Origin of the sequence: Bacillus sp. FSL R7-0685, assembly GCF_038002425.1 — a bacterium.
GTDB lineage: Bacteria > Bacillota > Bacilli > Bacillales > Bacillaceae > Bacillus > Bacillus subtilis.
Genome location: NZ_JBBOCN010000001.1, coordinates 3,973,942 through 4,000,398 on the forward strand (window position 1 = coordinate 3,973,942; position 26,457 = coordinate 4,000,398).

The following is a 26,457-nucleotide window of genomic DNA, read 5'->3' on the forward strand; positions in this document are numbered from 1 at the left end:
CTCCTAGGTATGGTAGAGCGACTTATATAATATAAAAAAGAACCCTGTGATTGTCAAAAGGGGTAAGACCCTCCCGGATGGGGTAATGTACAAAAACAGCGTCTAGGAGGGATCTCTCAATGACAATCGATCATTCAGTCACGAATACAGAACAGCTTGAACGACAAAACCCAGCCGTAAAAACAAAGCTCAAACTGAAAAAGCTTAAGGATCAGGTGATCGTCATTACCGGCGCTTCAAGCGGAATCGGACTTGTCACGGCGCGAATGGCAGCTGAAAAAGGCGCAAAGGTCGTGGCAGCAGCGCGAAATGAAGACGCGCTGAAGGAGCTCACTGATGAACTAAAGGAAAAAGGGCACGACGCCATATGGGTAAAGGCGGATGTCGGAAAAGAAGAGGACGTCAACCGCATCGCAGAAACCGCGATCAGCACATTCGGCCGCTTTGACACATGGGTCAACAATGCGGCCGTCTCGACTTTCGGACATGCCATGGACGTCACCGTCGAAGACATGAAGCGCATGTTCGACACAAATTTCTGGGGACCTGTTTACGGAACAAGAGCGGCTGTCAAACACTACACCGGCAGAGGTGTGCCGGGCGCACTCATTAATGTAGGAAGCCTGTTCGGAGACAGGGGAACGGTCATTCAATCCACATATGCGTCTGCCAAATTTGCGCTTCACGGCTGGACGGAAAGCATCCGAATGGAGCTCGAAAAGGAACAGGCGCCCGTCTCGGTAACGCTCATCCACCCGGGCAGAATCGACACACCTTATAACGAGCATGCGCACAGCTATCTCGACAAACAGCCGGCTCATTACCGCTCCATGATCTATCCGCCGGAAGCAGTCGCCGAAGCGATCCTGTTTGCCGCCGAACACCCTAAGCGCGACATGTACATCGGCTCACAGGCCAAAGCCATCGCCATGCTGGGCGCGCTTTTTCCTCGTCTGACCGACAGACTGATGGAAAAAATCATGTATCACAGCCAGCATGCCGAAAGACCGTCCAAACCGCGAGAAGAAAGCGCTCTTTATGATGAGGGCTGCGGTATGCATGACAGAGGCACAAATAAAGGATGGATGAGGTCAAGAAGCTACTACACAAAAGCGACGAAGCGCCCAATTGTATCGGCGGCTGTTGTTGCCGGACTAGTGGCTTGGGCTGCCGCCAAACGATGCAGATAATCTCTGACCATAAGAAAAACCCATGCTGTTCCAGCGAACCATGGGTTTTTCAGCTGTTAATCGATAAAAGCCTTGTTCATACGCTGCAGCAGCTCGCCAAACATCTCTTTTTCCTGTGTTGACCATTCTTTCAGCATCTGTTCATAACGTTCAAGGCGCTTTTGCTGATCGGCTTTTAATAGTTGTTTGCCGAGTTTTGTAATAGTAAACAGGCTGACTCTCCCATCAGATGGGTCTGAGAAACGATAGATGAGCTCCTTTGCCTCTAATGCAGCTGCTTGTCTTGAAAGAGTAGAAATATCAAGCTTAAACGATTCTGCCAATTCCTTAACACGAGCAGGCCCAAACTCATCCAATTGTCTCAGTAATAAGTACGAAGATCTCTCCAAATTCCCTGTTCTTTTCTCTGATTGATCCAGATAAACAGCTCTCCTGATAAAAGTCGTGAGCTCATATTCAATTAATTCAACTGGATTTTGATTTTGCAATCGCTCTCGCTCCCTATTCCAATCTCCGGCATTGACAACATCATATATACTTGTATAATACAAATGTACATTAACTGAATAAATACAAGTCGTTATATGACTAAATCAATCATTATACTTGTATAGTACAATCATATAAAAAGAAAGTAAAGCGATTCCTCAGAACCATCCTAGAAGCAAGCACCAGAAAGGAGGAAGCTGTTCTGATTGGAGAGCAGCACTTGATGTGAAAGTCATACGAATTATCTTGCAAGTGTTGATATTATATGTATTTTTTATGATCGGGGAAGCCATTCAGCATCTGTTTCATTTACCCGTGTCAGGAAGCATCGTTGGATTGGTATTGCTTCTGATCTGCTTGGGCCTCCGTATTGTTCCCGTCTCCATCATTGAAGACGGAGCAGGGTTTTTATTATCCTTCCTTCCATTGTTGTTCATCCCGGCAATGACAGGAGTGATAAACTATCCGTCTCTCATTTCATTCAATGGCCTGATGCTGCTGATTACAGTCGTTCTGAGCACCATCGTCACGATCATTGCGGCTGGATTCGCCAGCCAGCTATTAGAGAAAAAAGCAAAAAAACGGGAGGAGAAAGAGAAATGCAGCAAGCATGTATCGCGATCATTATAATTCTTTTAACAGTTGCCGCTTATTTAGCGATGGTCAAACTCTATAAGCGATTCCCGCTTCCATTTCTGATCCCCGTTCTGACAACGACCATTTTGATTGTAGCGGTTTTGATGATGTTCCATGTTTCCTATGAAGGCTATATGATCGGGGGGAAATGGATCAATTCTTTGCTTGGGCCGGCTGTCGTGGCACTGGCCTATCCGCTTTATAAACAATGGCATATCATTGTCAAACATTGTGTTCCCATTTTAGGCGGCGTCCTGGTCGGATTATGCATGGGAATGATCAGCGGGCTGATCTTCGCAGAAGCATTCGGGATTGATCATGATCTCTTATTATCCATTCTGCCAAAGTCGATCACAACCCCTGTCGCTATTCAGATCGCCGCCGGTCTTGGCGGCGTCCCTTCCATGACAGTCGTATTTGTCATGATTGCGGGCTTTTCAGGCGTCATCCTCGGGCCGCTTTTCCTAAAATGGCTTCGCATACGCAGTTCCCTTGGACAAGGCATTGCATTAGGCAGCGCCTCCCACGCACTGGGTACCTCCAAAGCATTGGAATATGGGGAATTGGCCGTATCCATGAGTTCCGTCTCCATGACGCTTTGTGCGGTGCTCGGCTCATTCTTCGGCCCGCTCGTCGTCTGGCTGTTTCATATTTAACAAAGAAAGACTGCCCCGGGGGAGGGCAGTCTTTTTTGAGATACGAACAGCGAAAGTAAACCAACCGTTAAAATAAACAGGAATTTTGGCCTGTTTATTTTAGTTCCCCTATGTCTCTTAAATATTGTTCACGCTCTTTTTTATCAGGGTAAGCGGTTTTGATGTATTCTTCTTTTTCTTTCTTGGTGTATTCGCTCCAGTCTGTAAAACGGTCTCCCACTTCTTTTGAATAGCCAATAGAATCTACTTTATTCGATTTATAATATAAAGAGGCATCAAATGAGAACTTCTCTGGTTCATTATTGATGTAACCAGTAACTTCAATCATTCCCATTGGACTTATTGTTACCTTCTCATTAAACTTAATATCCTTAATAAAATGATGAATATCCTCTTTTTTCAATTTTTCCTTTATTTTTGGTTTCATCTTTTCAGCGTAGTCTTCAGCTTTTTCTTGTTCACTTTTTTCTATACTAGTTATGTATTCTTTATCCTTAGAAGTGCCTGACGTTTTTTTGATTTCATAAATGAAGCCAACCATTAAAATTAACAAAACGCTAACAAAAGCTAGCAATTTAAATGGTACTTGTTTTTTCATAGATTATTTCATTTCCCCTATGTCTTTTAAATATTGTTCTCGTTCTTCTTTCGATAAACTATTTAAAAAGTCTTCTTTAACCTCTTTATCAAAGTCATCCCAGTTTTCAAATCTATCGCCTAATTCTTTAGAAAAACTCATGCCATCTACCTTGTTGGAATTATAGATTAAATCAGCAGAAAAATGAAACTTTTCTGGATCATCGTTGACATAGCCATCTATAATGATTCTCCCCATCGGGTTTATCTCTATTTCTTTTTCAAAGGTTATCGTTTTTATAAAATGATGAATGTCTTCTTTCCTTAATTTCTCTTCTACTTTCGGCTTCATTTTTTCTGCATATTCTTCCGCTTTTTCACGATCGCTTTTTTCTTCACTGTTCATATTTTTATTGCCCCCAGTTGTTTCTATTGTATTGATTTTATCAAAATAAAAATATAAGCTCCCTGAAATTAAGATAATTATAATTGCTCCTGTAAACATCATTTTTTTCTTGGTTATCATTGGCAATTCATCCTTTTTATTTTATTATACAAGATATGTATAAAGATTAGGAGTGGCATAATTGGCTAAAAATAAGTCTATAAAAATTACGGATGAGGATTACAACCGTATATCGAGTGCTGCCTACGATATTCAAAACTATCATATTGGTGAAATTATTTATACTAGCAATGAGCAAAAGCTATACGTTATCGATTATAAAAAAACAGATAAGGGCCTTAACGCCCTCACCCTTGTTACTAGAGAGGATTTTCGTAATTCCCATCAAGGCAAACACCCAGAAAAAATCCAAAACGCCATCATTGCATACCGCGGATCAGAACCCATCAGCCCCGGCCAATTCCAAGATACAATAAAACAATATCGTGATGAGCGGGAACAGCTTATTAAAGAAGTAGAGAAAAAGGGAATCAACATTCCTGAAGATGAAGATGGTTCCTTTTATGACTCAGTAAAAGGGCTTCGTGAATATTCAAATGAGATTTTGCAGGATTGGCTTCACATGGACACAAGTTATTTGGTGGGCAAAAAACCATTTGATGACGGAACAGAGAACCAAGCCATTCAAGCGGATCAATATGCAAAAAAAATACATAAAGACTTTAAAAATGCTGACATTCAAGTCACCGGTCACTCATTAGGCGGTTCTAACGCAAGCTATGCAGTCGTGATGAATGACTTTATCAAACGCGGCGTTACTTTCGAGAATCCAAACATATATGAAAACCTGCCTGAGGATGTCAAAGCCCGGGCGATAAAAGGGGATTTCCGCAGCCGCTTAACAGAATATATTAATTTAAATGATGGTTTATCGTTGCTGAATCGGGATGCCGCTGAAGTGGGTAAAGTGAAAGTAATGTATGATGAGACTTTGCCGAATGGTGTACAAAATAATGGTCTCCCTAATGAAGTGAAAATGCTTGGGCTTGCACTTAAACATTACGGTAATCAATCTCTTGATGCCACACTGTTTGTCGAAGCCTTAATGGGAAGTCACGGTTTAGACCGCTACAACTTCAATTCAGATGGCTCTGTCCAAACCGTTGACGATGTGTTGAAAAATAATCCTGATTTTGCAATTGCAATGCTTAAACAAATGAAATCAACGAATGTGAAAGCCAATACAGGTGTTTCAATACTCATTAAGTCACATGTATTGATGAATACAAGCACGCAGTTAAAACATATAGCTGAATCAGAATGGTCTAAGATTATACGCCAAATTGAAAGAATTGATGACATTGTAAAGGATTCTATTGAGGATGTCAGGAATTTGCATACACGAATGGTTGGTTTTGGCACATATGATGAATTATCAATTTCTGATGTCGATGATTTGATCAATAAGCTTAAAATGAACAAACCGCACCACCTTTTTTACTCAAAAGAAAAGTATGATCAGGCTGTAGATGCAGCACTTCATTTACAGCACTTGCTTCATATGGTGTCAGATGACCTTGGGCATATGGGACATGCTTATCATGATGCAGATCTGGCAACAGCCAGCCAGATGGGGATTTCATAAGGAGAGTACGAAACATGGATTTTATGAATAAAAAACCAACAGATGCAGACCGTTTTATGCAAAGAGTGACGGGCCAGCATTCCAGCACTTCACTTTTTTCAAATGCTCATGTGGATACGTCTGAAATGACGCCAGAACAATTGGCGGCGTTCAAAGAGAAGAAAAGACAAGAACAAAAAATGGCGCTTATGAATTCAATCAGAAAACAACTAAGCTATGCTTTCCAAGAAGATCGTAAGAACTTGTCTTCAATCCACGATAACATTACAGATGCCGAGCAGACGATCAAGGCAAAACGGGAAATGCTAGGCCAACATATGTCAGGAAAAGCGATAGACAGTGTCACTGATAAAATGAAAGATCAACTTTCATTCGATAAAGTTCGTTCTGACGTGTCTAGTTTAGTGAATTCAATCGGCTTATAAGACCTTATTTGAAAAAGCAGACCGATGGCGGTCTGCTTTTTCTTTTATGATCTAAAAAAATCAATCAGCGGCTGAAAGTCCTTAGATAAATCAACGTCATTCGGTTCTGCTTGAAGCAGGCGGTCAATCATGCGCTCCAGCTCCTCAACATCATTCTTATCCGTATACTCAATGAAGTTTAAGCTTTCAAGCCAATCCCGGTATGAATGTTTGGCTTTGCCATAGCTGTTTCCAAAGACAAGGCAAGGTGTTTTGGTGATAATCGAGAAAATCATCGCGTGAAGGCGGTCGGTAATCACCAATTTACTGGAACCGATGCGGTCTAGCATCTCCATAAAATGCTTTTCACGATCGGCGTAGTCGATGGTGTCGACCGTATCCAGCACCGTATCGGTACGCTCTGTGTAAGTTGTTTTTTCTGCCCATTTCTTCATCTGTGAAATAAAATCTTCGTCAGTCACTTTCTCCTTATCCGCTCTTAAAATAAAGAGAACGCCGTCCCGCTCGAGCTCTCGCGGCACAATATCCAAGGAAAGCACCATGTCCGGTGTAAAGATCACATTGGAGTTGAAGGTCTCTTTCACAACATCCAGTGTTTGCGTCTCACGCGCAGCAATCGTTAAGTTTGTATTTTGATGGTACGCATCCTGTGTTTTTTTCTTTTCTCTCTGTCCTTCCTCTGTATCCTCAAAATAAACGGATTGTGGCAGAGAAATTGATTTGTAGTCTTTAAACGCCGAGAAGACCTTTCTTCTGTCTTCCTCAATATCGAGATAAAGGTTTCCTAAGTTCCCTCCGCCTGTAAAGCAGACAATATCGTCTTCACGAATGATCTCCTTCACCAGTTCAATGCCCTCATCCGTCGCATAATCCATAATCTCAATGTATTCATAATACGGAAAATGATTTTTGACAAATTTCTCTTCCGCATAAGCAATCGCTTGGTCGCCAATGTTTGTGTAACTTGGGGAACCAAACAAAAATACTTTTCGTTTATCATTTAACAGAGCTTCAGGCTCCACATTTGGCGCAATGCCTTTTACTAGTTTTTTGCCTTTGATTTCTTGTACAGTCATATCTGCGTCCTCCTTCTGGGATGAATTCCTCATTGTGTGTTAACTGTCTCTACCCAAAAAGAAGGATGGCTATGCATTGGCATGTGCATCGGCTATATCAGAAACATCGTTTTCGCCAATTTGATAGACGCTGCAATGTCCCGCGCCGTTCTTTCCATATATTCCGCGGCATGTTCAAACGCATCTTCTAGCGGCACGGCTCCGGGGACGATGCTGAAAAGCGCATCGATCCCGTGTTGATAGACGGCATCACTGTCTCGTGATACTGATCCCGCAATACCGATGACGGGCACATCGTATGATTTAGCCGCCTTGGCTACGCCGATCGGCGTTTTTCCATGAACCGTTTGGCTGTCGATCCGTCCCTCGCCGGTAATCACAAGATCTGCATCCTGAACGATACTTTCAAAATCAATCGCATTAAGGACAATATCAATGCCTCTTTTCAGGTCAGCCTGAAGATAAGTCAGCAGGCTCCATCCAAGACCGCCCGCTGCACCGGCGCCCTCTGTATCTCGGAAGGTTGATCCGAGCTCTTTTTCTGCCATATCAGCGAAATGGCTTACGTTCTGGTCTAGTACATCCAGCATGTCGGCCGTCGCGCCTTTTTGCGGCCCGAAAACAGCCGTAGCACCCTTTGGTCCTGTTAACGGATTGTCCACGTCACAGGCAACTTCCAGTTTGACATTCCGCAATCTGGAATCAAGCCCGCTAACATCTATTGATGCAAGCTGAGATAACGCGCCGCCCCCTGGGCCAATCTCGCGGCCTGAGTTATCAAGAAGCCTTACGCCCAATGCCTGAATCATCCCTGCTCCCCCGTCGTTCGTGGCGCTTCCGCCGATTCCGATGATCAATCGCTCCGCTCCCGCATCAAGAGCTGCTCCGATTAATTCTCCCGTTCCCCTTGTTGTAGTGATGAGCGGATTTCGCTTATCTACAGGCACCAGATGCAGCCCTGAAGCAGCAGCCATTTCAATCACAGCTGTTCTCCCATCTCCCATCATGCCAAAGAAAGCTCTCACCGGTTCCCCCAGCGGCCCCGTGACAACTTGCTCTATGATCCTTCCATTGGTCGCATCGACCAGAGATTGAACGGTTCCCTCGCCGCCATCCGCCACCGGCAATTTTCTGTAATCAGCACCCGGAAAGACCGATTTGAAACCTCTTTCTATCGCGTCCGCGGCCTCCAGAGCTGATAAACTTTCCTTAAAAGAATCAGGTGCAATGATGATTTTCATCCAAATCGCCTCTTTCAAAACATGATTCACTTATGCTAGTTATCTCCAATGTACCATATTCCATTTAGAAATAAATACCATAATGATTGGGAAAAATTTTATTAAAAATTAGAAATGAAAGTGTTTGCATAAAAGAAATATTCACGTTATCATACTTGTATACAAGTATACTCCTTGAGTGAGGAAGGTGAGTGTATGCTAGACTCCAAAGACCTGTTGTATCCCGCAAAATGGCTCTCAAAAGCGTCAACCGGGGTTCGTGTCGCATACGAGCTGAGAATGCGGATCGTTTCAGGTCTGATTGAAAGCGGTACCATTTTATCAGAAAATACAATCGCCGCCGAGTTTTCAGTAAGCCGTTCGCCGGTTCGCGAAGCGCTAAAAATACTCGCATCCGAAAAAATCATCCGCTTAGAACGAATGGGAGCGGTCGTAATTGGTTTAACTGAGAAGAAAATCGCGGAAATTTATGATGTGCGGTTACTATTAGAAACATTTGTCTTTGAACGGCTTGTCAAAATAGACATTGAGCCTTTAGTTAAGGATCTCAGCAAAATTCTTGAAATGATGAAAGTCTCAATCAAATATGAGGACGCTGACGAATTTTCATTTCAAGATGTGCTGTTCCATGAAACCATTATCCGAGCGATTGATCATTCATACATTCAGATGATCTGGAACAATCTAAAACCCGTCATGGAAAGCTTTATTCTTTTATCGATGCGGGTACGGTTAAAGGAAAAGTATGAAGACTTCACAAGGATCTTAGATAACCACGAGCTTTATATTCAAGCCATCAAAACAAAGGATAGGGCGCTGATGATTCAGTCTCTTCACCAAAACTTTGATGATGTGCAGGATAAGGTAGAAGACCTATGGCTCTCACAACAAATGCTGGCAAAAGGAGCTGAATACAGCAATGACTAGTTATATGTTAGGAATCGATATCGGCACGACAAGCACAAAAGCTGTGCTGTTCAGTGAAAACGGGGATGTAGTACAGAAAGAAAGCATCGGCTACCCGCTCTATACACCGGACATCTCAACAGCAGAACAAAACCCGGAAGAGATATTTCAGGCAGTCATCCATACAACAGCGAGAATTACAAAACAGCATCCCGAAAAACAGATCTCTTTCATTTCGTTCAGCAGCGCCATGCACAGCGTCATTGCAATCGACGAAAATGACAAGCCGCTGACGCCATGCATCACATGGGCCGACAACCGAAGTGAAGGCTGGGCGCATAAGATCAAAGAGGAATTGAACGGACATGAGGTGTACAAACGGACGGGAACACCGATTCATCCGATGGCACCGTTAAGTAAAATTGCCTGGATCACAAATGAAAGGAAAGAAATCGCTTCCAAGGCAAAAAAATATATCGGCATCAAAGAATACATGTTTAAACAGCTGTTCAATGAGTATGTCATCGATTACTCATTGGCATCAGCGACAGGCATGATGAACCTGAAAGGCTTGGATTGGGACGAAGAGGCACTGCGCATCGCAGGCATCACGCCGGATCACTTATCCAAACTCGTGCCGACAACCGAGATCTTTCAGCACTGTAGCCCGGAAATAGCGATCCAAATGGGAATCGATCCGGAAACGCCTTTTGTCATCGGCGCCAGCGACGGCGTGCTGTCCAACCTCGGCGTCAACGCCATTAAAAAGGGCGAAATCGCCGTTACCATCGGTACAAGCGGTGCCATCCGGACGATTATTGACAAGCCGCAAACCGATGAAAAAGGGAGAATTTTTTGCTATGCCTTGACGGACAAGCATTGGGTTATTGGGGGACCTGTGAACAACGGGGGCATCGTCCTTCGCTGGATCAGAGACGAGTTTGCCTCCTCCGAAATCGAAACAGCGACACGGCTGGGCATTGATCCATATGACGTGCTGACGAAAATTGCCCAACGCGTCAGACCCGGTTCTGACGGTCTGCTGTTCCACCCATATCTCGCCGGAGAACGCGCTCCGCTGTGGAATCCGGATGTACGCGGCTCATTTTTTGGCCTGACCATGTCGCATAAGAAAGAGCATATGATACGCGCGGCATTGGAAGGCGTCATTTACAACCTGTACACGGTGTTCTTGGCGTTAACTGAATGCATGGATGGCCCGGTAACCCGCATCCAAGCGACAGGGGGTTTTGCAAGGTCGGAGGTTTGGCGCCAAATGATGTCGGATATCTTCGAATCAGAGGTTGTCGTTCCGGAAAGCTACGAAAGCTCATGTCTCGGCGCCTGCATTTTAGGCCTGTATGCAACAGGAAAAATTGACTCTTTCGACGCCGTGTCCGACATGATCGGCAGCACATACAGACATACGCCGATCGAAGACTCAGCCAAGGAATACAGAACATTAATGCCGATTTTCATCAATCTATCAAGATTATTAGAAAATCAATATACACAAATTGCAGATTATCAGAGGGGCTTAATCACACACAAATAGTACATGACATGAAGGGGAGGGCATTACCATGCCGTTAATCATCGTTGCACTTGGGATCTTAGCATTACTATTTCTGATTATGGGCTTAAAATTAAACACATTTATTTCCCTGCTGGTCGTATCGTTCGGCGTGGCACTGGCACTCGGGATGCCGTTCGATAAAGTTGTCAGCTCCATCGAAGCAGGAATAGGGGGGACTCTTGGCCACATCGCGCTCATCTTCGGACTCGGTGCGATGCTGGGCAAGCTGATCGCGGATTCAGGAGGCGCACAGCGCATTGCGATGACGCTCGTCAACAAATTCGGTGAGAAAAATATTCAATGGGCGGTTGTCATTGCCTCATTTATTATTGGGATTGCGTTATTTTTTGAAGTAGGACTGGTTCTATTAATTCCGATTGTCTTTGCGATTTCAAGAGAATTGAAGATTTCTATTTTATTTCTCGGAATCCCGATGGTCGCGGCACTATCCGTCACACACGGTTTCCTGCCGCCGCACCCAGGACCTACGGCGATCGCCGGTGAGTATGGCGCAAACATTGGAGAAGTGCTGCTGTACGGCTTTATTGTTGCTGTTCCGACAGTGCTCATCGCAGGGCCGTTATTTACAAAGTTCGCGAAAAAAATCGTTCCTGCATCATTTGCGAAAAACGGCAATATTGCATCACTCGGCACACAAAAAACGTTTAACCTTGAAGAAACACCTGGCTTTGGAATCAGTGTCTTTACCGCAATGCTCCCGATTATCATCATGTCGGTCGCGACCATTATCGACCTGCTTCAAGAAACAATCGGGTTTGCAGATAACGGAGTTTTAGCTTTTATCAGATTGATTGGAAACGCATCGACTGCTATGATTATTTCGTTATTGGTCGCAGTCTATACAATGGGCATCAAGCGCAACATTCCAGTCAAAACCGTGATGGATTCTTGTTCAACTGCCATTTCACAAATCGGCATGATGCTTTTGATCATCGGAGGAGGCGGCGCCTTCAAACAAGTGCTGATCAACGGCGGTGTCGGCGATTACGTAGCAGACTTATTCAAAGGAACGGCATTATCGCCAATCATTCTGGCATGGCTCATCGCGGCGATCCTGCGCATTTCTCTAGGATCAGCGACTGTTGCCGCACTAAGCACAACAGGTCTGGTCATCCCGTTATTGGGCCATTCTGATGTTAACCTGGCGTTAGTCGTGCTCGCAACAGGCGCCGGAAGTGTCATCGCTTCACACGTCAATGACGCCGGCTTCTGGATGTTCAAGGAATACTTCGGATTAAGCATGAAAGAAACATTTGCCACATGGACATTGCTGGAAACCATTATTTCCGTTGCTGGACTGGGATTCATTTTATTGTTAAGTTTAGTTGTATGAAATTAAGAAGGAGCTGTAACACATGTTCAATACGATTGGTGTCATAGGCTTAGGCGTAATGGGAAGCAACATCGCCTTAAACATGGCAAATAAAGGTGAAAACGTCGCTGTCTATAATTACACCAGAGATTTAACGGACCAGCTTGTCCAAAAGCTGGATGGACAATCTCTCAGCCCGTATTACGAGCTTGAGGACTTTGTTCAATCGTTAGAAAAACCAAGAAAAATCTTTTTGATGGTCACAGCGGGAAAACCCGTAGATTCTGTCATCCAATCATTAAAGCCTTTGCTTGAAGAAGGCGACGTCATCATGGACGGAGGAAACTCCCACTATGAAGACACAGAAAGAAGATATGACGAGCTGAAGGAAAAAGGGATCGGCTACCTGGGAGTCGGCATTTCCGGCGGTGAAGTCGGCGCATTAACAGGACCTTCCATCATGCCGGGCGGAGATCGCGACGTCTATGAGAAAGCCGCTCCTATCCTGACAAAAATCGCAGCCCAAGTCGGAGATGACCCTTGCTGTGTCTATATCGGACCAAAAGGGGCAGGGCACTTTACAAAAATGGTGCACAACGGCATTGAATATGCCGACATGCAGCTGATTGCAGAAGCGTATACGTTTCTAAGAGAAACGCTTCGTCTGCCGCTCGATGAAATTGCATCTATTTTTGAAACATGGAATCAAGGTGAGCTGAAAAGCTATTTAATAGAGATTACAGCTGAGATTTTACGCAAAAAAGACGAAAAAACAGGACAGCCTCTGATCGATGTCATTCTTGATAAAACCGGCCAAAAAGGGACCGGAAAATGGACGAGCATGCAGGCGATTGATAACGGCATCCCGTCCACGATCATCACAGAGTCCTTGTTCGCCCGCTACTTGTCATCCTTAAAAGAAGAACGGATGGCAGCTCAAGACGTATTAGCAGGCCCGGAAGCCGAAGAAAAACACTTGGATAAAGACACCTGGATTGAATACGTCAGACAGGCTCTTTACATGGGGAAAGTATGCGCCTATGCACAAGGCTTTGCCCAATATAAGATGTCATCTGAGCTTTACGGCTGGAATCTGCCGCTCAAAGACATTGCCTTGATTTTCCGAGGCGGCTGCATCATCCGCGCTGATTTCCTAAACGTGATCAGTGAAGCATTCAGTGAGCAGCCAAATCTGGCAAACCTGCTGATCGCGCCTTATTTCACAGATAAGCTCCATGACTATCAAACAGGCCTGCGAAAAGTCGTTTGCGAGGGTATCAGCACCGGAAGCTCATTCCCATGCTTAACAACAGCGCTCTCTTATTACGACGGCTACCGCACAGGGCGTTCCAATGCGAACCTCTTGCAGGCGCAGCGCGATTACTTTGGCGCTCATACGTATGAACGGACTGATATGGATGGCGTTTTCCATACAAATTGGTCTGAATAACCTGTATCAAAAACACGGTCAGTTTCAACTGAACCGTGTTTTTTTCTTCTATCCAAACAACAGAAGACATAAGTTATGTTTTAAATATCATAAACAGTGATACAATATTAGCTAGAAACAATCCCCAAGATCATCATGTGACAGCAGCTTGCTGTTCCGTTCTATTCTGCTTTTGGCCATTGTCCTTTGCCCTTGCCCATGGTGTCATAAAATGTTCAAATGCCAAAACGGCCTGTCATTCTGATTTACAAAAGTCCCTGAAAACCTTGTCTAATTGAGAATCAGCCTCTCATTTGTTATAAAAGAAATGCCTAAATCCTACCTGTCACACCTTTAGTGAGATGAAAAAAAGTAGGTTATGGCTTGACAAAAAATATATATTAATTAATAATTCATATATAATTAGAATTATTATTGAAAGCGAATATGCTTTCTAATACATTTTTAGGAGGAATATACATTATGTCTTTAATCGGTAAAGAAGTACTTCCATTCGAAGCAAAAGCATTCAAAAACGGTGAATTCATCGATGTAACAAACGAAGATTTGAAAGGCCAATGGAGCGTATTCTGCTTCTACCCAGCAGATTTCTCTTTCGTATGCCCAACTGAGCTTGAAGATCTTCAAGAACAATATGCTGCTCTTAAAGAATTAGGTGTTGAAGTATACTCTGTTTCTACAGATACTCACTTCGTACACAAAGGCTGGCATGACAGCTCTGAAAAAATCAGCAAAATCACTTACGCAATGATCGGTGACCCATCTCAAACGATCTCTCGCAACTTCGATGTTCTTGACGAAGAAACTGGTCTTGCTGACCGCGGAACATTCATCATCGATCCAGACGGCGTTATCCAAACTGTTGAAATCAATGCAGGCGGTATCGGCCGTGACGCAAGCAACCTTGTAAACAAAGTAAAAGCAGCTCAATACGTTCGTCAAAACCCAGGTGAAGTTTGCCCGGCTAAATGGGAAGAAGGCGGCGAAACTCTTACACCTAGCCTTGATCTAGTAGGTAAAATCTAAGGAGTGCATTCAATTGGTACTTGATGCAAACATCAAAGCACAATTAAATCAATATATGCAGCTAATTGAGAATGACATTGTTCTCAAAGTTAGCGCAGGCGAAGATGACACTTCTAAGGACATGCTGGCTCTCGTTGATGAGCTGGCTTCCATGTCATCGAAAATTTCAGTTGAAAAAGCTGAATTAAACAGAACGCCAAGCTTCAGTGTCAATCGTGTCGGAGAAGACACTGGCGTAACTTTCGCTGGTATCCCTCTGGGCCACGAATTCACATCATTAGTGTTGGCGTTGCTCCAAGTGAGCGGCAGACCGCCTAAGGTGGACCAAAAAGTCATTGATCAGGTGAAGAAGATCAGCGGTGAATACCACTTCGAATCTTATATCAGCCTGACATGCCACAACTGTCCTGATGTTGTACAAGCTTTAAACATGATGAGCGTGCTGAACCCGAACATTACGCACACGATGATTGACGGTGCAGCATACAAAGCAGAAGTTGAAAGCAAAAACATCATGGCAGTGCCGACCGTTTACCTGAATGGCGAATCGTTCGGAAGCGGCCGTATGACGCTTGAAGAAATTCTTGCGAAAATGGGCAGCGGTACAGATGCATCTGAGTTTGCTGACAAAGAGCCGTTTGACGTTCTTGTTGTCGGAGGCGGACCTGCTGGTGCAAGTGCAGCGATCTACACTGCACGTAAAGGCATCCGCACTGGTGTTGTGGCTGAGCGCTTCGGCGGACAGGTGCTCGACACCATGAGCATCGAAAACTTCATCAGCGTCAAAGCGACGGAAGGACCGAAGCTAGCGGCAAGTCTTGAAGAGCATGTGAAGGAATATGATATTGATGTCATGAACCTTCAGCGTGCGAAACGCCTTGAGAAAAAAAATCTGTTCGAACTTGAACTCGAAAACGGCGCTGTTCTGAAAAGTAAAACAGTGATCCTTTCAACAGGTGCACGCTGGCGCAATGTCAACGTACCTGGTGAACAAGAGTTCAAAAACAAAGGTGTCGCATACTGCCCGCACTGTGATGGGCCATTGTTTGAAGGCAAAGACGTAGCGGTTATCGGCGGAGGAAACTCTGGTATCGAAGCAGCAATTGACCTTGCAGGTATTGTCAATCACGTTACCGTGCTAGAATTTGCGCCGGAACTGAAAGCAGACGAAGTCCTGCAAAAACGTCTCTACAGCCTGCCTAACGTCACTGTCGTGAAAAATGCACAAACAAAAGAAATCACAGGTGATCAGAGTGTTAATGGCATCACATACGTAGACCGCGAAACAGGCGAAGAAAAACACGTTGAACTTCAAGGTGTATTCGTCCAAATCGGTCTCGTGCCAAACACAGAATGGTTAGAAGGAACAGTTGAACGCAACCGCATGGGCGAAATTATTGTCGACAAACACGGCGCAACAAGCGTACCAGGCTTATTTGCTGCCGGCGACTGCACAGACAGTGCGTACAACCAAATTATTATTTCTATGGGATCAGGTGCAACTGCCGCCCTCGGCGCGTTTGATTACCTAATCCGTAACTAATATAAGAAAGCCGCTATATTGCCAGATTGGCAGGATAGCGGCTTTTTCTTTTTCTACAGAAAAAACCCGAACCAGGCACTACGGTAAATTCGGGCCAGCTTCTTATAGTTCCTCTCCGTTCGTTTGAATGACATTTTTGTACCACTCAAAGGAATCTTTCTTATACCGCTTCATGGATCCGTTTCCTTCATTGTCACGATCAACATAGATCATGCCGTAGCGTTTTTTCATTTCGCCAGTTGTGAAGGAGACAATATCAATAATGCCCCACGGCGTGTAGCCAATTAAATCAACACCATCGTACGTGACCGCTTTTTTCAATGCTTCAATATGCGATTTTAAATATTGAATGCGTTCCGGATCATGAACCTTGCCGTCCTCCTCCAGCGTATCCACTGCCCCAAAGCCATTTTCAACGATGAATAACGGGATTTGGTATCGGTCATAAAAACGATTTAACGTATATCTCAGCCCGGTTGGATCAATCGCCCATCCCCAGTCACTCGAAGTGATGTACGGATTTTCGACACCATTCGGCAAGCCTCCATTGACAATATCGCCAGTGTTATCATTTTTCACATCGCTTTTCACAGTTGTTGACATGTAATAGCTGAAGCCTAAGTAATCGACGGTTCCGTTTCTTAAAATCTCATCATCGCCGTCTTCGAATGTGATGTTGTAGCCTTCGCGTTCAAATTCCTTCAACGCGTAGCTTGGATAATAACCGCGCACCTGCACATCAGGGAAGAAATAGCGCTGCCTCATTTCTTCTTCAGCCAGCATCACATCTTTAGGATTGGAGGAGAAAGGATAAATCGGCACGTGTGATACCATGGCCCCGATCTGGAACTCTGGATTGATGTCTTTTCCTTTTGCCACTGCTAATGCGCTCGCCACTAGTTCGTGGTGTGCCGTTTGATACATGACCTCCTTGGCGTTTTCGTTTTCGCCAACCACAACACCTGAATTCGTCCATAGGAACAGCGGATTGTTCACATCCATTTGGTTGTTAATCTCGTTAAATGTCATCCAGTACTTCACTTTATCTTTGTAACGGGTAAAGCAAGCCTCTGCAAAGTTGACGAAGAAGTCCACGACTTTCCGGTTTCTGAAGCCGCCATATTCTCTTGCCAGGTGCAGCGGCATTTCAAAGTGAGACAGCGTAATGACCGGCTCGATCCCATGCTTCAGCAATTCATCAAACACATCATCATAAAACTGCAAACCAGCTTCGTTCGGTTCAGCCTCATCGCCTTTCGGAAAAATCCGGCTCCAGCCGATGGACGTCCGCAGACATTTTAATCCCATTTCTGCAAACAAAGCGATATCTTCCTTGTATCTGTGATAGAAATCAATGGCTTCATGGTTCGGATAAAACTCGTTCTCTTCAATCGTATCCGTGATTTTTCTCGGCACGCCGTGTGCACCCGCTGTCATCACATCGACGACACTCGGCCCTTTACCTCCTTGATTCCATCCGCCTTCAAATTGGTGGGCAGCTAAAGCACCGCCCCATAAAAAATCCTTTGGCATGTTTCCCATGTTTAATTCCTCCTCAGCTTACGACTGTAAATATTTTTTGATGTAATGCACTTTCCTCAATCTCTTCAATGAAAGCTTATCAAACTCAACAAGCACTTCGCCTTTTTTGACGGTATCGCCTTCTTTTACCTTCAAGGAAAAAGACGTGCCGTCTAATGTCACTCTATCCAGCCCGATGTGCGCAAGCAATTCGACGCTGAACGCAGGTCAATCGCATGCTTTGACAACCGTAATGACCCGGGATGGTGGCATCGATTTCACGATTTCCTTCGCTTTAGGGGTAGACCGCTTCTGCACCAATCGAAGTCTGGTAGCGCAGCGAGAAGCCCCAATCACATTCTCTTCCCCGCCTACGGCCTCTAAAATGTCTTTTGCTAGTCTCGTATAATCTCTCACTTTCCCCGACATTTTCATCCACCCCTTTGTTTTGGTTGCGCTTCCATTATAATTGTACCGGTATAATTTATCAATGCCGAAACAAAATATTTACGCACTAACTATCATTGTAAGCGGTTTATGCTATAATTTTGACAAGTGAAACTAAACGAATAAATGAGGAATGCGTATGTTAAAATACCAGCAAATCGCAGCGGAAATTGAAACATATATAGAAGAACACCAGCTTCAGCAGGGAGACAAACTGCCAGTCCTGGAAACCCTCATGGCCCAGTTTGAAGTCAGCAAAAGCACAATCACAAAGTCCCTCGAGCTATTAGAGCAAAAAGGCGCGATCTTTCAGGTCAGAGGAAGCGGCATTTTCGTCAGAAAACATAAACGAAAAGGCTATATCAGCCTTCTGTCGAATCAGGGATTTAAAAAAGACCTCGAGGATTTCAACGTCACCTCAAAAGTCATCGAACTGGACGTGAGAAAGCCAACACCGGAAGCGGCGGAAAACCTGAATATCGAAATAAACGAGGACATCTACTATGTCAAAAGGGTCCGCTACATCAACGGCCAGACCCTTTGCTACGAAGAATCCTATTACAACAAATCCATCGTGACGTATTTAAACAACGAAATCGTTTCCCACTCCATCTTCCATTACATCCGGGAAGGACTGGGGTTGAAGATTGGTTTTTCTGATTTGTTTCTGCACGTGGGCCAGCTTAATGAGGAAGAAGCGGAATATTTGGGATTAGAGGCTGGACTGCCGAAGCTGTATATAGAAAGTATTTTTCACCTGACAAATGGGCAGCCGTTTGATTACTCGAAGATTTCGTATAATTATAAGCAGTCGCAGTTTGTCGTACAGGCTAATAGTTTTTTGCTGTAAAGCCAATTATTGAAAAGACCAAGAAAATTCATTCTCGGTCTTTTCTGTGTAAATTCGTTCTTTTTTACGAGTGAAAGCCTTGGTGTTTATTTATGTTCTAGTACAACTTGTACATCATCCGTTTTCATTTCATCAAAATAACTTGTAAACTCAGAAACACCTGAATAAGAAATACAAAGGTATTCTTTCGCACGAGTCATACCAATGTACATCAAAGACACGTCCCTTTCCTTATCTTTTTCAAGCTCAAACGGCATTAGATCCGCTTTCACTAAAAAAACAGCCTGAAAATCAAGTCCTTTACTGCTATCAATCGTGCAGATTTTGACTGTGTCTTCTTCTGGATTGAAATTACGCTTAGTGACCTCGTTTTCCGCAATCCAGTTATATGGAATTCCTTCTGCCTGAAGTGCTCTTTGTATCGCTTGAACAACGTTGCATGTTTTCGTCCTCTTTACTCGATAAAGAATTGCAATTTCTGAATAAGGAACTCTTTTTTCTACACGGAGGTCTACTATTTGTTTAGCAATCACCCTCATTTCTTCCCCAATCGTATCAAACTTTAATATGGCAGGCTCCGGTCCCTTACGTTTTGTACTTTTAGGAGAGATAATCTCCACACCTTCTGTCTGTCCCTGTTTAACTTTGTTTTTTAAGGCTGAATGCTTCTCATAGAAATTCCAAGCAAACGAAACAATTTGAGATGTATTTCGATAATTGATATTTAATATTTTGGATCTTCCTCTGAAATCCAGTCCTGTATCTTTTACATAGCTCCTCTTACTGCCATAAATAGATTGTGCTCTATCTTCTACCAAAAGTAATGATTTCGTTTCAGGATTCAAACATAAGCTAGCCAAATGAAGCCAATTCCCTTCAAAGTCTTGGCCCTCATCAATTAAAATGGCATCGTACTTTGGAGAGATTGCGTTGCCGTTTACTAGTTGTTCAATGTATTGATCTATCTTATACGGATTTGTTTTAAGTTCTTTCTTGAGCCATTGATGAAAATTAAAAATCTGTATATTATTAGGAACTTGGGATTCTCCCTGTTTTCCTTCTTTGGTATATTTAGGGTCAATTAAATTCTCTGGATCAGCATACTTAGACCCAACCATTTGAGTTATATTTTGCGCCAAAGAAATGTTAAAACAGAGAATTAATATCTTCCAATCTGGGTGATTCTTTGCTAGCATTTTTGCACGGCTGGCCAAAATCAAAGTTTTGCCGCTGCCAGCCACACCACGAATTAACCGATGTTTATCACCAATTTGCTTAGCCATATTTTCTTGATGCAGATCCATTGTTTTTATATCACGTAGTGATAAAAGTAGCTGATCGCGATACGGAACAGGTTCTTTAAACTCTGCCCCAAGACGAACTTCAGGGAACAGATAGTAACGAATGGTGTTTATATCTTCATATGTAAGGGGATCTTTCAGTTGGAATGGAACATGAAACATTTGAAGCAATTTTTCTATTAACACTTCTTCAGAAAACTGGTCGCTGTCGGGATCTATTTGATCACGAGCTAAAATAAATTCTGGATCAATCACTTCATACACTTGTTTTTCAAGTAGTTGAACTTCATCTAACCTCGTAAACACTACACCATAGCCATATGGAAATTTCAGTTTAAACTGATATTTACCCTCCATATATATTAAATTTTTATCTTTTTTTAGTACATCTGTTATTTTAAATGCATACTCTCTAGCTTGTTTTAATGGACTCTTTACACTATGCAGATCGCCAGACGAATTCCGAATGGTCCAGTCATCTTTAGTGAAATGATAAAACGTATTTTTCGTGTAATCCTTGACTTCAAGCACTAGCAATCCTAAGTCAGGCCCAATGATAACAAAATCAGGACGTACACCTTTAATTTCAGGTTCATAGTAAACAATATAATCATCTGGTAGATGCTCCTTTAGTGTACGAAACAATAACCTCTCTCCCGCTGTGGCCGTGCTTCGAATTGATTCAGGTACCGTTATGGCCATTTTTACCGACTCCTTTATCTGAAATATCATATATTTAAATTATCGGAAACTCTCGAGTAAAATAAAGGAAATTATTTTAAAAATAAAACATCCTTATTATGAAGGATGCTTTCAGTTATATATCAATTTGTGCCGGCTCTCTGGAAATAAATGATTCAATATTTTCAATACGATAAGCTGTATAGGGATGAGTCGAAGCTAATAAAGCTAAAAATCCTTTTCTCGACTCAATATTTTCACGCTCTAAGTCATAAAAAAATGAAAGAAGTTCCTGGCCATAACCTGCTTTAGCTGCAACTTCATCAGCTCTATACTCAAAATCCCTGCTGCCAAAGTTAACAAAATAAAAACCAATACGAAAATATTGCACTTGAGCCAAATTAACCATTTTAAAGAATAACTTAAATAGTCCTGTTGTAACCGTAGCATTTGAACCGCCTAAAAAACCTTCAAAGAATGCGAAAATAAGAGAAAGAAAAAATCCAATAATATACATGGGTAACAATGCCGCAGTTAAAGCAGCAAAGCCTGCGTTAAATAAAGTAAAGTGAAGAGTATCTTTATTAGCTAAATGACCATATTCGTGCGCTACAACTGCTTTCAACTGTCCCTCATTTAAGTGATTCATCGCAGCGCTCGTAATTCCTATTGTTTTAAATCCTAATGCAATAGCATTGATATCAGCATGGTTTATAACGAAAACATCCGCTTTTTTTAAGGTTGGATACTGTCTTTGAACATTACCATAAACTTCATCATTGATGTTTGAAAGATACTGCTTTTCATACAGGGTTGCCGGACGTCTTAAGCCCATTCTAATTCTGTTTTTCCAATCTCCAAAAAAACCGTAATTTAAAATAAAGAAAACCCCATAAACTAATAAAATAAAGCAAGTCGCTTGAAAAGTTTTCACAGGAAAAACAGTTTTAAATAGAAAGATAGAAATAAAAACAGTCAGACATGACCAACCAATGTACGTGTAGTTAAATTTACATTTTCTAACTTCCAAGCTAATCACCTTCTTTTATAAATGATGACACTCTATCGGCATTTAGGATAAAATTGTAAAGAGGGCACATTTTATACAATCATTAAAGCCGCTCTGGCTTTATAACATGGTTCTTATAATACTCTTTTCCTCTTCAGTTTAAGAAACCCTAGCAACTTCTGAATGTATAGAGCTGAATCCTCTAGACATCTGTGCTACCTAAAAAAGGTGCAAGAGAGTATCTCTCTTGCACCTAATATAGAATACGTCATTTACTTATAATAATTATAATTATTAAATGTTGCGATCATATCTTCTTGTGTTCCTTTGTTTCCGCGGTTCGTATTAAAGTATAACGTGCCATCATCAAAATCAACAGATTCTATTTCAAAAAGTGTATAGGCACCGCTGGTAATCCGGAAAGATAAGTTGTTACGGGTGAACAATTCTTTCGAAAAGTCAGCTGTTTGAGTTGCTTTTTGTTCTTTAATCAAACTATTTATATCCAAAGGATACGTTAATATAATGCTAACATTAGAGGCATTTCCATTTGCATCTGGTTTTGAAAGCGGCACATATAAGGTTCCTTGATAGAAGGAAATCCCTTGCTGGATGTATTTAGAAACATCTTCTATCTTATTATTAACTATAGCTTTCGTATAATTGAGTTTAAAAGTAGCCTCATAGTCAAATCGTCCAGTTTTATCATTAAATGTACCAACGAAAAACCTTTTTCCTGATCTAACGATAAATTTATCTGTTCCGACTGAATATGTAATGCCACTTACAGATAAATTAGAACCCTTATAATTCAAAACATAAGTTTTGGCAACTTTGTATGTTTTCCTTGTTGTATCTACACTCAGTTTTATTATTTTATTGACATATTTAGTTCCATCTGACATTGGAGCAACATAAATGCTTACATTTTTATCACCTGCAGATGCTTTTACAGCTAAATCATTAGCATGACCTAAATCATAACTAGTACTATTTGTGTCTGAATTTTTAAGTAGTGTAACAGTTCTATTACTCGATGTACTGCTCATTTTAATAGAGAATAATTGAGTTTTTTGAGTTGCGCTGTTCAGTTTTGCTGCATAAATAGCATTATTGTTGCGATCCACACACATTCCCTGCATCGCAGTAAAATACCCTGATTTTGATAAAGGTGTATAAGTTGTATACGTGTTAAAGTAACCGGATTGAGCGTATACAGTTGTTGCCGCTAAACTGCTTATAGCTAAGACAACCGCCGTTATTAAGACTCTTGGTTTTCTAAACATCCACGCTATCCTCCTATATTTTATTTCCAAATTATATCATTGAAGAGATTTTATCGTCAACGCATTACCCATTTATGTAATCGACTTCTTACCTTATAATTCAAGAAATTATTTGCTTAACCCTTAAATATTGAAAACAAAAAGACCTACCAACGTCTGAGACTTTTGGAGGGAAAATGAATATCTTGGTGATTCAATGTAATGAAATTCAGTAATTTTTATATATAAATGTTTAACAGGCAAAATATCTCTGTTAGTATGGCAACCAAAGGAGGAGGATCAATGATGCAAAGAATAATGAAGCTAACCACAGTAAAACTGGCGGCCTTGGTATTCCTAGTAGGTGCCTTATCCCTCCCGGTTTTACCTATTGCAGCAAATGCTACAGAATCCCAAGCTACATACAAAGTTGAAAACCTCAACGATAGTGAGCTGAAGATGACGTTCAATCATGCAGATGTTCAGCTTGCTGATGGAAATGCAATATTAAAAGATCATGTAACAGGCGAAGAACAAGTTCTCCCTAAAAGCTCAACTGACAAAAATGGTGATCCTGTTACACTACAATACGAAAAAATCGATCATGGCGTTTTAATTAAAGTAGTAAACCAAGACTCTGGACAAACTAGCGGTACAATCAGCACCCAATCAGTTGGAAAATGTATTCTTGGGACTGGCGGCGGTGCGATAACTGGCGGCGGTACACTAGGTCTTGCAGGAGCTGCCGTAGGAACAGTCACAATCCCCGGTATTGGAACTGTAGGGGCTGGCGCTGTTGGTGCGATTACCGGAGCGGTTGGCGGTGCGATGACAGGCGCTGCTGCATCTTGCTTCTAATATAGAACTCTTCTTTCATTAACTATGGAAGGTGGTCGACATGAACAAAATCATCATTCCTGCAATACTAGCCATCTTTGCGCTCTGGATACTCTTACAGATTTCACTAGAGATGAGTATCGTTAAGAATCCGATGAACTACTTTATCTTATTCATTATCTTTTTCCTCTTTATCAAGATGGTGAAAGAAAAACAATAGTTTGCTTTGAACAGGAAACCAGATTTGACATCTGGTTTTTTTGTGTTTCACTTTATCCACTCGTTTCAATTGTCTCTAAAAGCAGTTATGCGGTACTATCATATAAAGGTCCAATGTTTAAAAATAATGTCATACTTTTAAATTCACCTTATCATGCACATGCTCATAAATAGGGGTTTATTCTAAAAAGGGGATGGACGGTTTTGGAAAGCAAGTACCTAGATCTACTCGCACAAAAATACGATTGTGAAGAAAAAGTGGTAACAGAAATCATCAATTTGAAAGCGATACTGAACCTGCCAAAAGGCACTGAGCATTTTGTCAGTGATCTGCACGGGGAGTATCAGGCATTTCAGCACGTACTGCGTAATGGTTCAGGACGAGTCAAAGAGAAGATACGCGACATCTTCAGCGGTGTCATTTACGATAGAGAAATCGATGAATTAGCAGCATTGGTCTACTATCCGGAAGACAAACTGAAGTTAATCAAACATGACTTTGATGCGAAAGAAGCGTTAAACGAGTGGTATAAAGAAACGATTCATCGAATGATTAAGCTCGTTTCATATTGCTCCTCCAAGTATACCCGCTCTAAATTACGCAAAGCACTGCCTGCCCAATTTGCTTATATTACGGAGGAGCTGCTATACAAAACAGAACAAGCTGGCAACAAGGAGCAATATTACTCCGAAATCATTGATCAGATCATTGAACTTGGCCAAGCCGATAAGCTGATCACCGGCCTTGCTTACAGCGTTCAGCGGCTGGTGGTCGACCATCTGCATGTTGTCGGCGATATTTACGACCGCGGACCGCAGCCGGATAGGATTATGGAAGAACTGATCAACTATCATTCTGTCGATATTCAGTGGGGAAATCACGATGTCCTTTGGATTGGCGCCTATGCCGGTTCCAAAGTGTGCCTGGCTAATATTATCCGCATCTGTGCCCGCTACGACAACCTGGATATTATTGAGGATGTGTACGGCATCAATCTGAGACCGCTGCTGAACCTGGCCGAAAAATATTATGACGATAATCCAGCGTTCCGTCCAAAAGCAGACGACAACAGGCCAGAGGATGAGATTAAGCAAATCACCAAAATCCATCAAGCGATTGCGATGATCCAATTCAAGCTTGAGAGCCCGATTATCAAGAGACGGCCGAACTTTAATATGGAAGAGCGGCTGTTATTAGAGAAAATAGACTATGACAAAAATGAAATCACGCTGAACGGAAAAACATATCAACTGGAAAACACCTGCTTTGCGACGATTAATCCGGAGCAGCCAGATCAGCTATTAGAAGAAGAAGCAGAAGTCATAGACAAGCTGCTATTCTCTGTCCAGCATTCCGAAAAGCTGGGCCGCCATATGAATTTTATGATGAAAAAAGGCAGCCTTTATTTAAAATATAACGGCAACCTGTTGATTCACGGTTGTATTCCAGTTGATGAAAACGGCAATATGGAAACGATGATGATTGAGGATAAACCGTATGCGGGCCGTGAGCTGCTCGATGTATTTGAACGATTCTTGCGGGAAGCCTTTGCCCACCCGGAAGAAACCGATGACCTGGCGACAGATATGGCTTGGTATTTATGGACAGGCGAATACTCCTCCCTCTTCGGAAAACGCGCCATGACGACATTTGAGCGATATTTCATTAAAGAAAAGGAAACACATAAAGAAAAGAAAAACCCGTATTATTATTTACGCGAAGACGAGGGAACCTGCCGAAACATCCTGGCAGAATTCGGCCTCAATCCAGATCATGGCCATATCATCAACGGCCATACACCTGTAAAAGAAATCGAAGGAGAAGACCCAATCAAAGCAAACGGAAAAATGATCGTCATCGACGGCGGCTTCTCCAAAGCCTACCAATCCACAACAGGCATCGCCGGCTACACGCTGCTATACAACTCCTACGGCATGCAGCTCGTCGCCCATAAACACTTCAACTCCAAGGCAGAAGTCCTAAGCACCGGCACCGATGTCTTAACGGTCAAACGATTAGTGGACAAAGAGCTAGAGCGGAAGAAAGTGAAGGAAACGAATGTTGGTGAGGAGTTGTTGCAGGAAGTTGCGATTTTGGAGAGTTTGCGGGAGTATCGGTATATGAAGTGAGGGGTGTGGGGGGTTCAGAGCTG

25 protein-coding genes and 1 pseudogene are annotated in these 26,457 nt (G+C 42.6%); 15 read left to right on the forward strand and 11 right to left on the reverse strand.

Annotation, left to right across the window (positions count from 1 at the left end; genetic code table 11):
* The first annotated feature begins 119 nt into the window (after nucleotides 1-119).
* Complete coding sequence (locus tag MKY50_RS20610; protein WP_339188202.1) at nucleotides 120-1,190, forward strand: SDR family oxidoreductase; 1,071 nt, start codon at nucleotides 120-122, stop codon at nucleotides 1,188-1,190.
* Between the two features lie 56 nt (nucleotides 1,191-1,246).
* Here MKY50_RS20610 and MKY50_RS20615 read toward each other — a convergent pair whose 3' ends face one another.
* Entirely contained in the window at nucleotides 1,247-1,678 is a 432-nt protein-coding gene (locus MKY50_RS20615) for a MarR family winged helix-turn-helix transcriptional regulator (protein WP_003243994.1), read from the reverse strand.
* Nucleotides 1,679-1,904: 226 nt separating this feature from the next.
* Between MKY50_RS20615 and MKY50_RS20620 the strand changes: the two genes are divergently transcribed.
* A complete protein-coding gene (locus tag MKY50_RS20620; RefSeq protein ID WP_009968420.1) occupies nucleotides 1,905-2,309 on the forward strand; it encodes a CidA/LrgA family holin-like protein in 405 nt (134 codons plus the stop codon).
* Nucleotides 2,279-2,971, forward strand: coding sequence for an LrgB family protein (locus tag MKY50_RS20625; RefSeq protein WP_014478506.1), 693 nt, complete (start codon nucleotides 2,279-2,281; stop codon nucleotides 2,969-2,971). The genes MKY50_RS20620 and MKY50_RS20625 overlap by 31 nt, the downstream gene beginning before the upstream one ends.
* Nucleotides 2,972-3,065: 94 nt before the next feature.
* Here the strand turns inward: MKY50_RS20625 and MKY50_RS20630 are convergent, their stop codons facing one another.
* Together MKY50_RS20630 and MKY50_RS20635 are read right to left on the reverse strand one after the other, a co-directional pair.
* On the reverse strand, nucleotides 3,066-3,569 hold the full coding sequence (locus MKY50_RS20630) for a DUF1433 domain-containing protein (protein WP_187956304.1): 504 nt from the start codon (nucleotides 3,567-3,569) through the stop codon (nucleotides 3,066-3,068).
* A gap of 3 nt (nucleotides 3,570-3,572) precedes the next feature.
* Entirely contained in the window at nucleotides 3,573-4,073 is a 501-nt protein-coding gene (locus tag MKY50_RS20635) for a DUF1433 domain-containing protein (protein ID WP_187956303.1), read from the reverse strand.
* A 61-nt stretch (nucleotides 4,074-4,134) separates the two neighbouring features.
* Between MKY50_RS20635 and MKY50_RS20640 the strand changes: the two genes are divergently transcribed.
* Both MKY50_RS20640 and MKY50_RS20645 read left to right on the forward strand, forming a co-directional pair.
* Entirely contained in the window at nucleotides 4,135-5,598 is a 1,464-nt protein-coding gene (locus tag MKY50_RS20640) for a lipase (protein WP_341117224.1), read from the forward strand.
* A 14-nt stretch (nucleotides 5,599-5,612) separates the two neighbouring features.
* The gene (locus tag MKY50_RS20645) at nucleotides 5,613-6,023 is read left to right on the forward strand and encodes a hypothetical protein (protein WP_187956301.1); all 411 of its coding nucleotides are present in this window, start codon (nucleotides 5,613-5,615) and stop codon (nucleotides 6,021-6,023) included.
* A 44-nt stretch (nucleotides 6,024-6,067) separates the two neighbouring features.
* Here the strand turns inward: MKY50_RS20645 and MKY50_RS20650 are convergent, their stop codons facing one another.
* Nucleotides 6,068-7,099: a polysaccharide pyruvyl transferase family protein gene (locus MKY50_RS20650; RefSeq protein ID WP_341117227.1), complete on the reverse strand. Its 1,032-nt coding sequence runs from the start codon at nucleotides 7,097-7,099 to the stop codon at nucleotides 6,068-6,070.
* A 92-nt stretch (nucleotides 7,100-7,191) separates the two neighbouring features.
* Nucleotides 7,192-8,340 carry a glycerate kinase gene (locus MKY50_RS20655; RefSeq protein ID WP_341117229.1) on the reverse strand — a complete coding sequence of 383 codons (1,149 nt, stop codon included), beginning with the start codon at nucleotides 8,338-8,340 and terminating at the stop codon, nucleotides 7,192-7,194.
* Nucleotides 8,341-8,535: 195 nt separating this feature from the next.
* Between MKY50_RS20655 and gntR the strand changes: the two genes are divergently transcribed.
* The 6 genes from gntR to ahpF all read left to right on the forward strand — a co-directional run bounded on the left by gntR (nucleotide 8,536) and on the right by ahpF (nucleotide 16,174).
* A complete protein-coding gene (gntR, locus tag MKY50_RS20660; RefSeq protein ID WP_014478509.1) occupies nucleotides 8,536-9,267 on the forward strand; it encodes a gluconate operon transcriptional repressor GntR in 732 nt (243 codons plus the stop codon).
* Nucleotides 9,260-10,801, forward strand: coding sequence for a gluconokinase (gene gntK / locus MKY50_RS20665; protein ID WP_341117230.1), 1,542 nt, complete (start codon nucleotides 9,260-9,262; stop codon nucleotides 10,799-10,801). Before gntR ends, gntK begins: the two co-directional genes overlap by 8 nt.
* Before the next feature lie 28 nt (nucleotides 10,802-10,829).
* Nucleotides 10,830-12,176 carry a gluconate permease GntP gene (gene gntP / locus MKY50_RS20670; protein WP_003243139.1) on the forward strand — a complete coding sequence of 449 codons (1,347 nt, stop codon included), beginning with the start codon at nucleotides 10,830-10,832 and terminating at the stop codon, nucleotides 12,174-12,176.
* Nucleotides 12,177-12,198: 22 nt separating this feature from the next.
* Nucleotides 12,199-13,605 (forward strand): decarboxylating NADP(+)-dependent phosphogluconate dehydrogenase, encoded by a 1,407-nt coding sequence (gene gnd, locus MKY50_RS20675; protein ID WP_187956297.1) that lies wholly within the window; start codon nucleotides 12,199-12,201, stop codon nucleotides 13,603-13,605.
* Nucleotides 13,606-14,067: 462 nt separating this feature from the next.
* Entirely contained in the window at nucleotides 14,068-14,631 is a 564-nt protein-coding gene (gene ahpC / locus MKY50_RS20680; RefSeq protein ID WP_003243686.1) for an alkyl hydroperoxide reductase subunit C, read from the forward strand.
* 13 nt (nucleotides 14,632-14,644) lie between these two features.
* Nucleotides 14,645-16,174: an alkyl hydroperoxide reductase subunit F gene (ahpF, locus tag MKY50_RS20685; protein ID WP_341117232.1), complete on the forward strand. Its 1,530-nt coding sequence runs from the start codon at nucleotides 14,645-14,647 to the stop codon at nucleotides 16,172-16,174.
* 102 nt (nucleotides 16,175-16,276) lie between these two features.
* On the opposite strand, the gene bglA is transcribed toward ahpF, so the two are convergent.
* The 3 genes and pseudogenes from bglA to MKY50_RS20700 form a co-directional block, all read right to left on the reverse strand.
* Entirely contained in the window at nucleotides 16,277-17,716 is a 1,440-nt protein-coding gene (bglA, locus tag MKY50_RS20690) for a 6-phospho-beta-glucosidase BglA (protein WP_015385146.1), read from the reverse strand.
* Between the two features lie 18 nt (nucleotides 17,717-17,734).
* On the reverse strand, nucleotides 17,735-17,905 hold the full coding sequence (locus tag MKY50_RS20695; protein WP_341117233.1) for a PTS glucose transporter subunit IIA: 171 nt from the start codon (nucleotides 17,903-17,905) through the stop codon (nucleotides 17,735-17,737).
* Nucleotides 17,906-17,935: 30 nt separating this feature from the next.
* Nucleotides 17,936-18,124 (reverse strand): annotated as a pseudogene (locus MKY50_RS20700) (PTS transporter subunit EIIB); the annotation flags it as partial.
* A 157-nt stretch (nucleotides 18,125-18,281) separates the two neighbouring features.
* Here MKY50_RS20700 and MKY50_RS20705 point away from each other — a divergent pair.
* Nucleotides 18,282-18,992, forward strand: a complete 711-nt coding sequence (locus MKY50_RS20705; protein WP_046161066.1) for a GntR family transcriptional regulator — start codon at nucleotides 18,282-18,284, stop codon at nucleotides 18,990-18,992.
* A gap of 86 nt (nucleotides 18,993-19,078) precedes the next feature.
* Here the strand turns inward: MKY50_RS20705 and MKY50_RS20710 are convergent, their stop codons facing one another.
* The 3 genes from MKY50_RS20710 to MKY50_RS20720 all read right to left on the reverse strand — a co-directional run bounded on the left by MKY50_RS20710 (nucleotide 19,079) and on the right by MKY50_RS20720 (nucleotide 23,269).
* On the reverse strand, nucleotides 19,079-20,995 hold the full coding sequence (locus tag MKY50_RS20710) for a 3'-5' exonuclease (protein ID WP_116315660.1): 1,917 nt from the start codon (nucleotides 20,993-20,995) through the stop codon (nucleotides 19,079-19,081).
* A 115-nt stretch (nucleotides 20,996-21,110) separates the two neighbouring features.
* The gene (locus MKY50_RS20715) at nucleotides 21,111-22,004 is read right to left on the reverse strand and encodes a M48 family metalloprotease (RefSeq protein ID WP_341117235.1); all 894 of its coding nucleotides are present in this window, start codon (nucleotides 22,002-22,004) and stop codon (nucleotides 21,111-21,113) included.
* Nucleotides 22,005-22,255: 251 nt separating this feature from the next.
* On the reverse strand, nucleotides 22,256-23,269 hold the full coding sequence (locus MKY50_RS20720) for a hypothetical protein (protein WP_087614834.1): 1,014 nt from the start codon (nucleotides 23,267-23,269) through the stop codon (nucleotides 22,256-22,258).
* 285 nt (nucleotides 23,270-23,554) lie between these two features.
* Here MKY50_RS20720 and MKY50_RS20725 point away from each other — a divergent pair, with 285 nt between their 5' ends.
* The 3 genes from MKY50_RS20725 to fbp all read left to right on the forward strand — a co-directional run bounded on the left by MKY50_RS20725 (nucleotide 23,555) and on the right by fbp (nucleotide 26,434).
* Nucleotides 23,555-24,106 carry a Pathogenicity island protein gene (locus MKY50_RS20725; protein WP_202663948.1) on the forward strand — a complete coding sequence of 184 codons (552 nt, stop codon included), beginning with the start codon at nucleotides 23,555-23,557 and terminating at the stop codon, nucleotides 24,104-24,106.
* Nucleotides 24,107-24,146: 40 nt separating this feature from the next.
* Nucleotides 24,147-24,305, forward strand: a complete 159-nt coding sequence (locus MKY50_RS20730) for a hypothetical protein (protein ID WP_213385527.1) — start codon at nucleotides 24,147-24,149, stop codon at nucleotides 24,303-24,305.
* A 203-nt stretch (nucleotides 24,306-24,508) separates the two neighbouring features.
* Nucleotides 24,509-26,434, forward strand: coding sequence for a fructose-1,6-bisphosphatase (gene fbp / locus MKY50_RS20735; protein WP_167408595.1), 1,926 nt, complete (start codon nucleotides 24,509-24,511; stop codon nucleotides 26,432-26,434).
* Nucleotides 26,435-26,457: the final 23 nt, after the last annotated feature.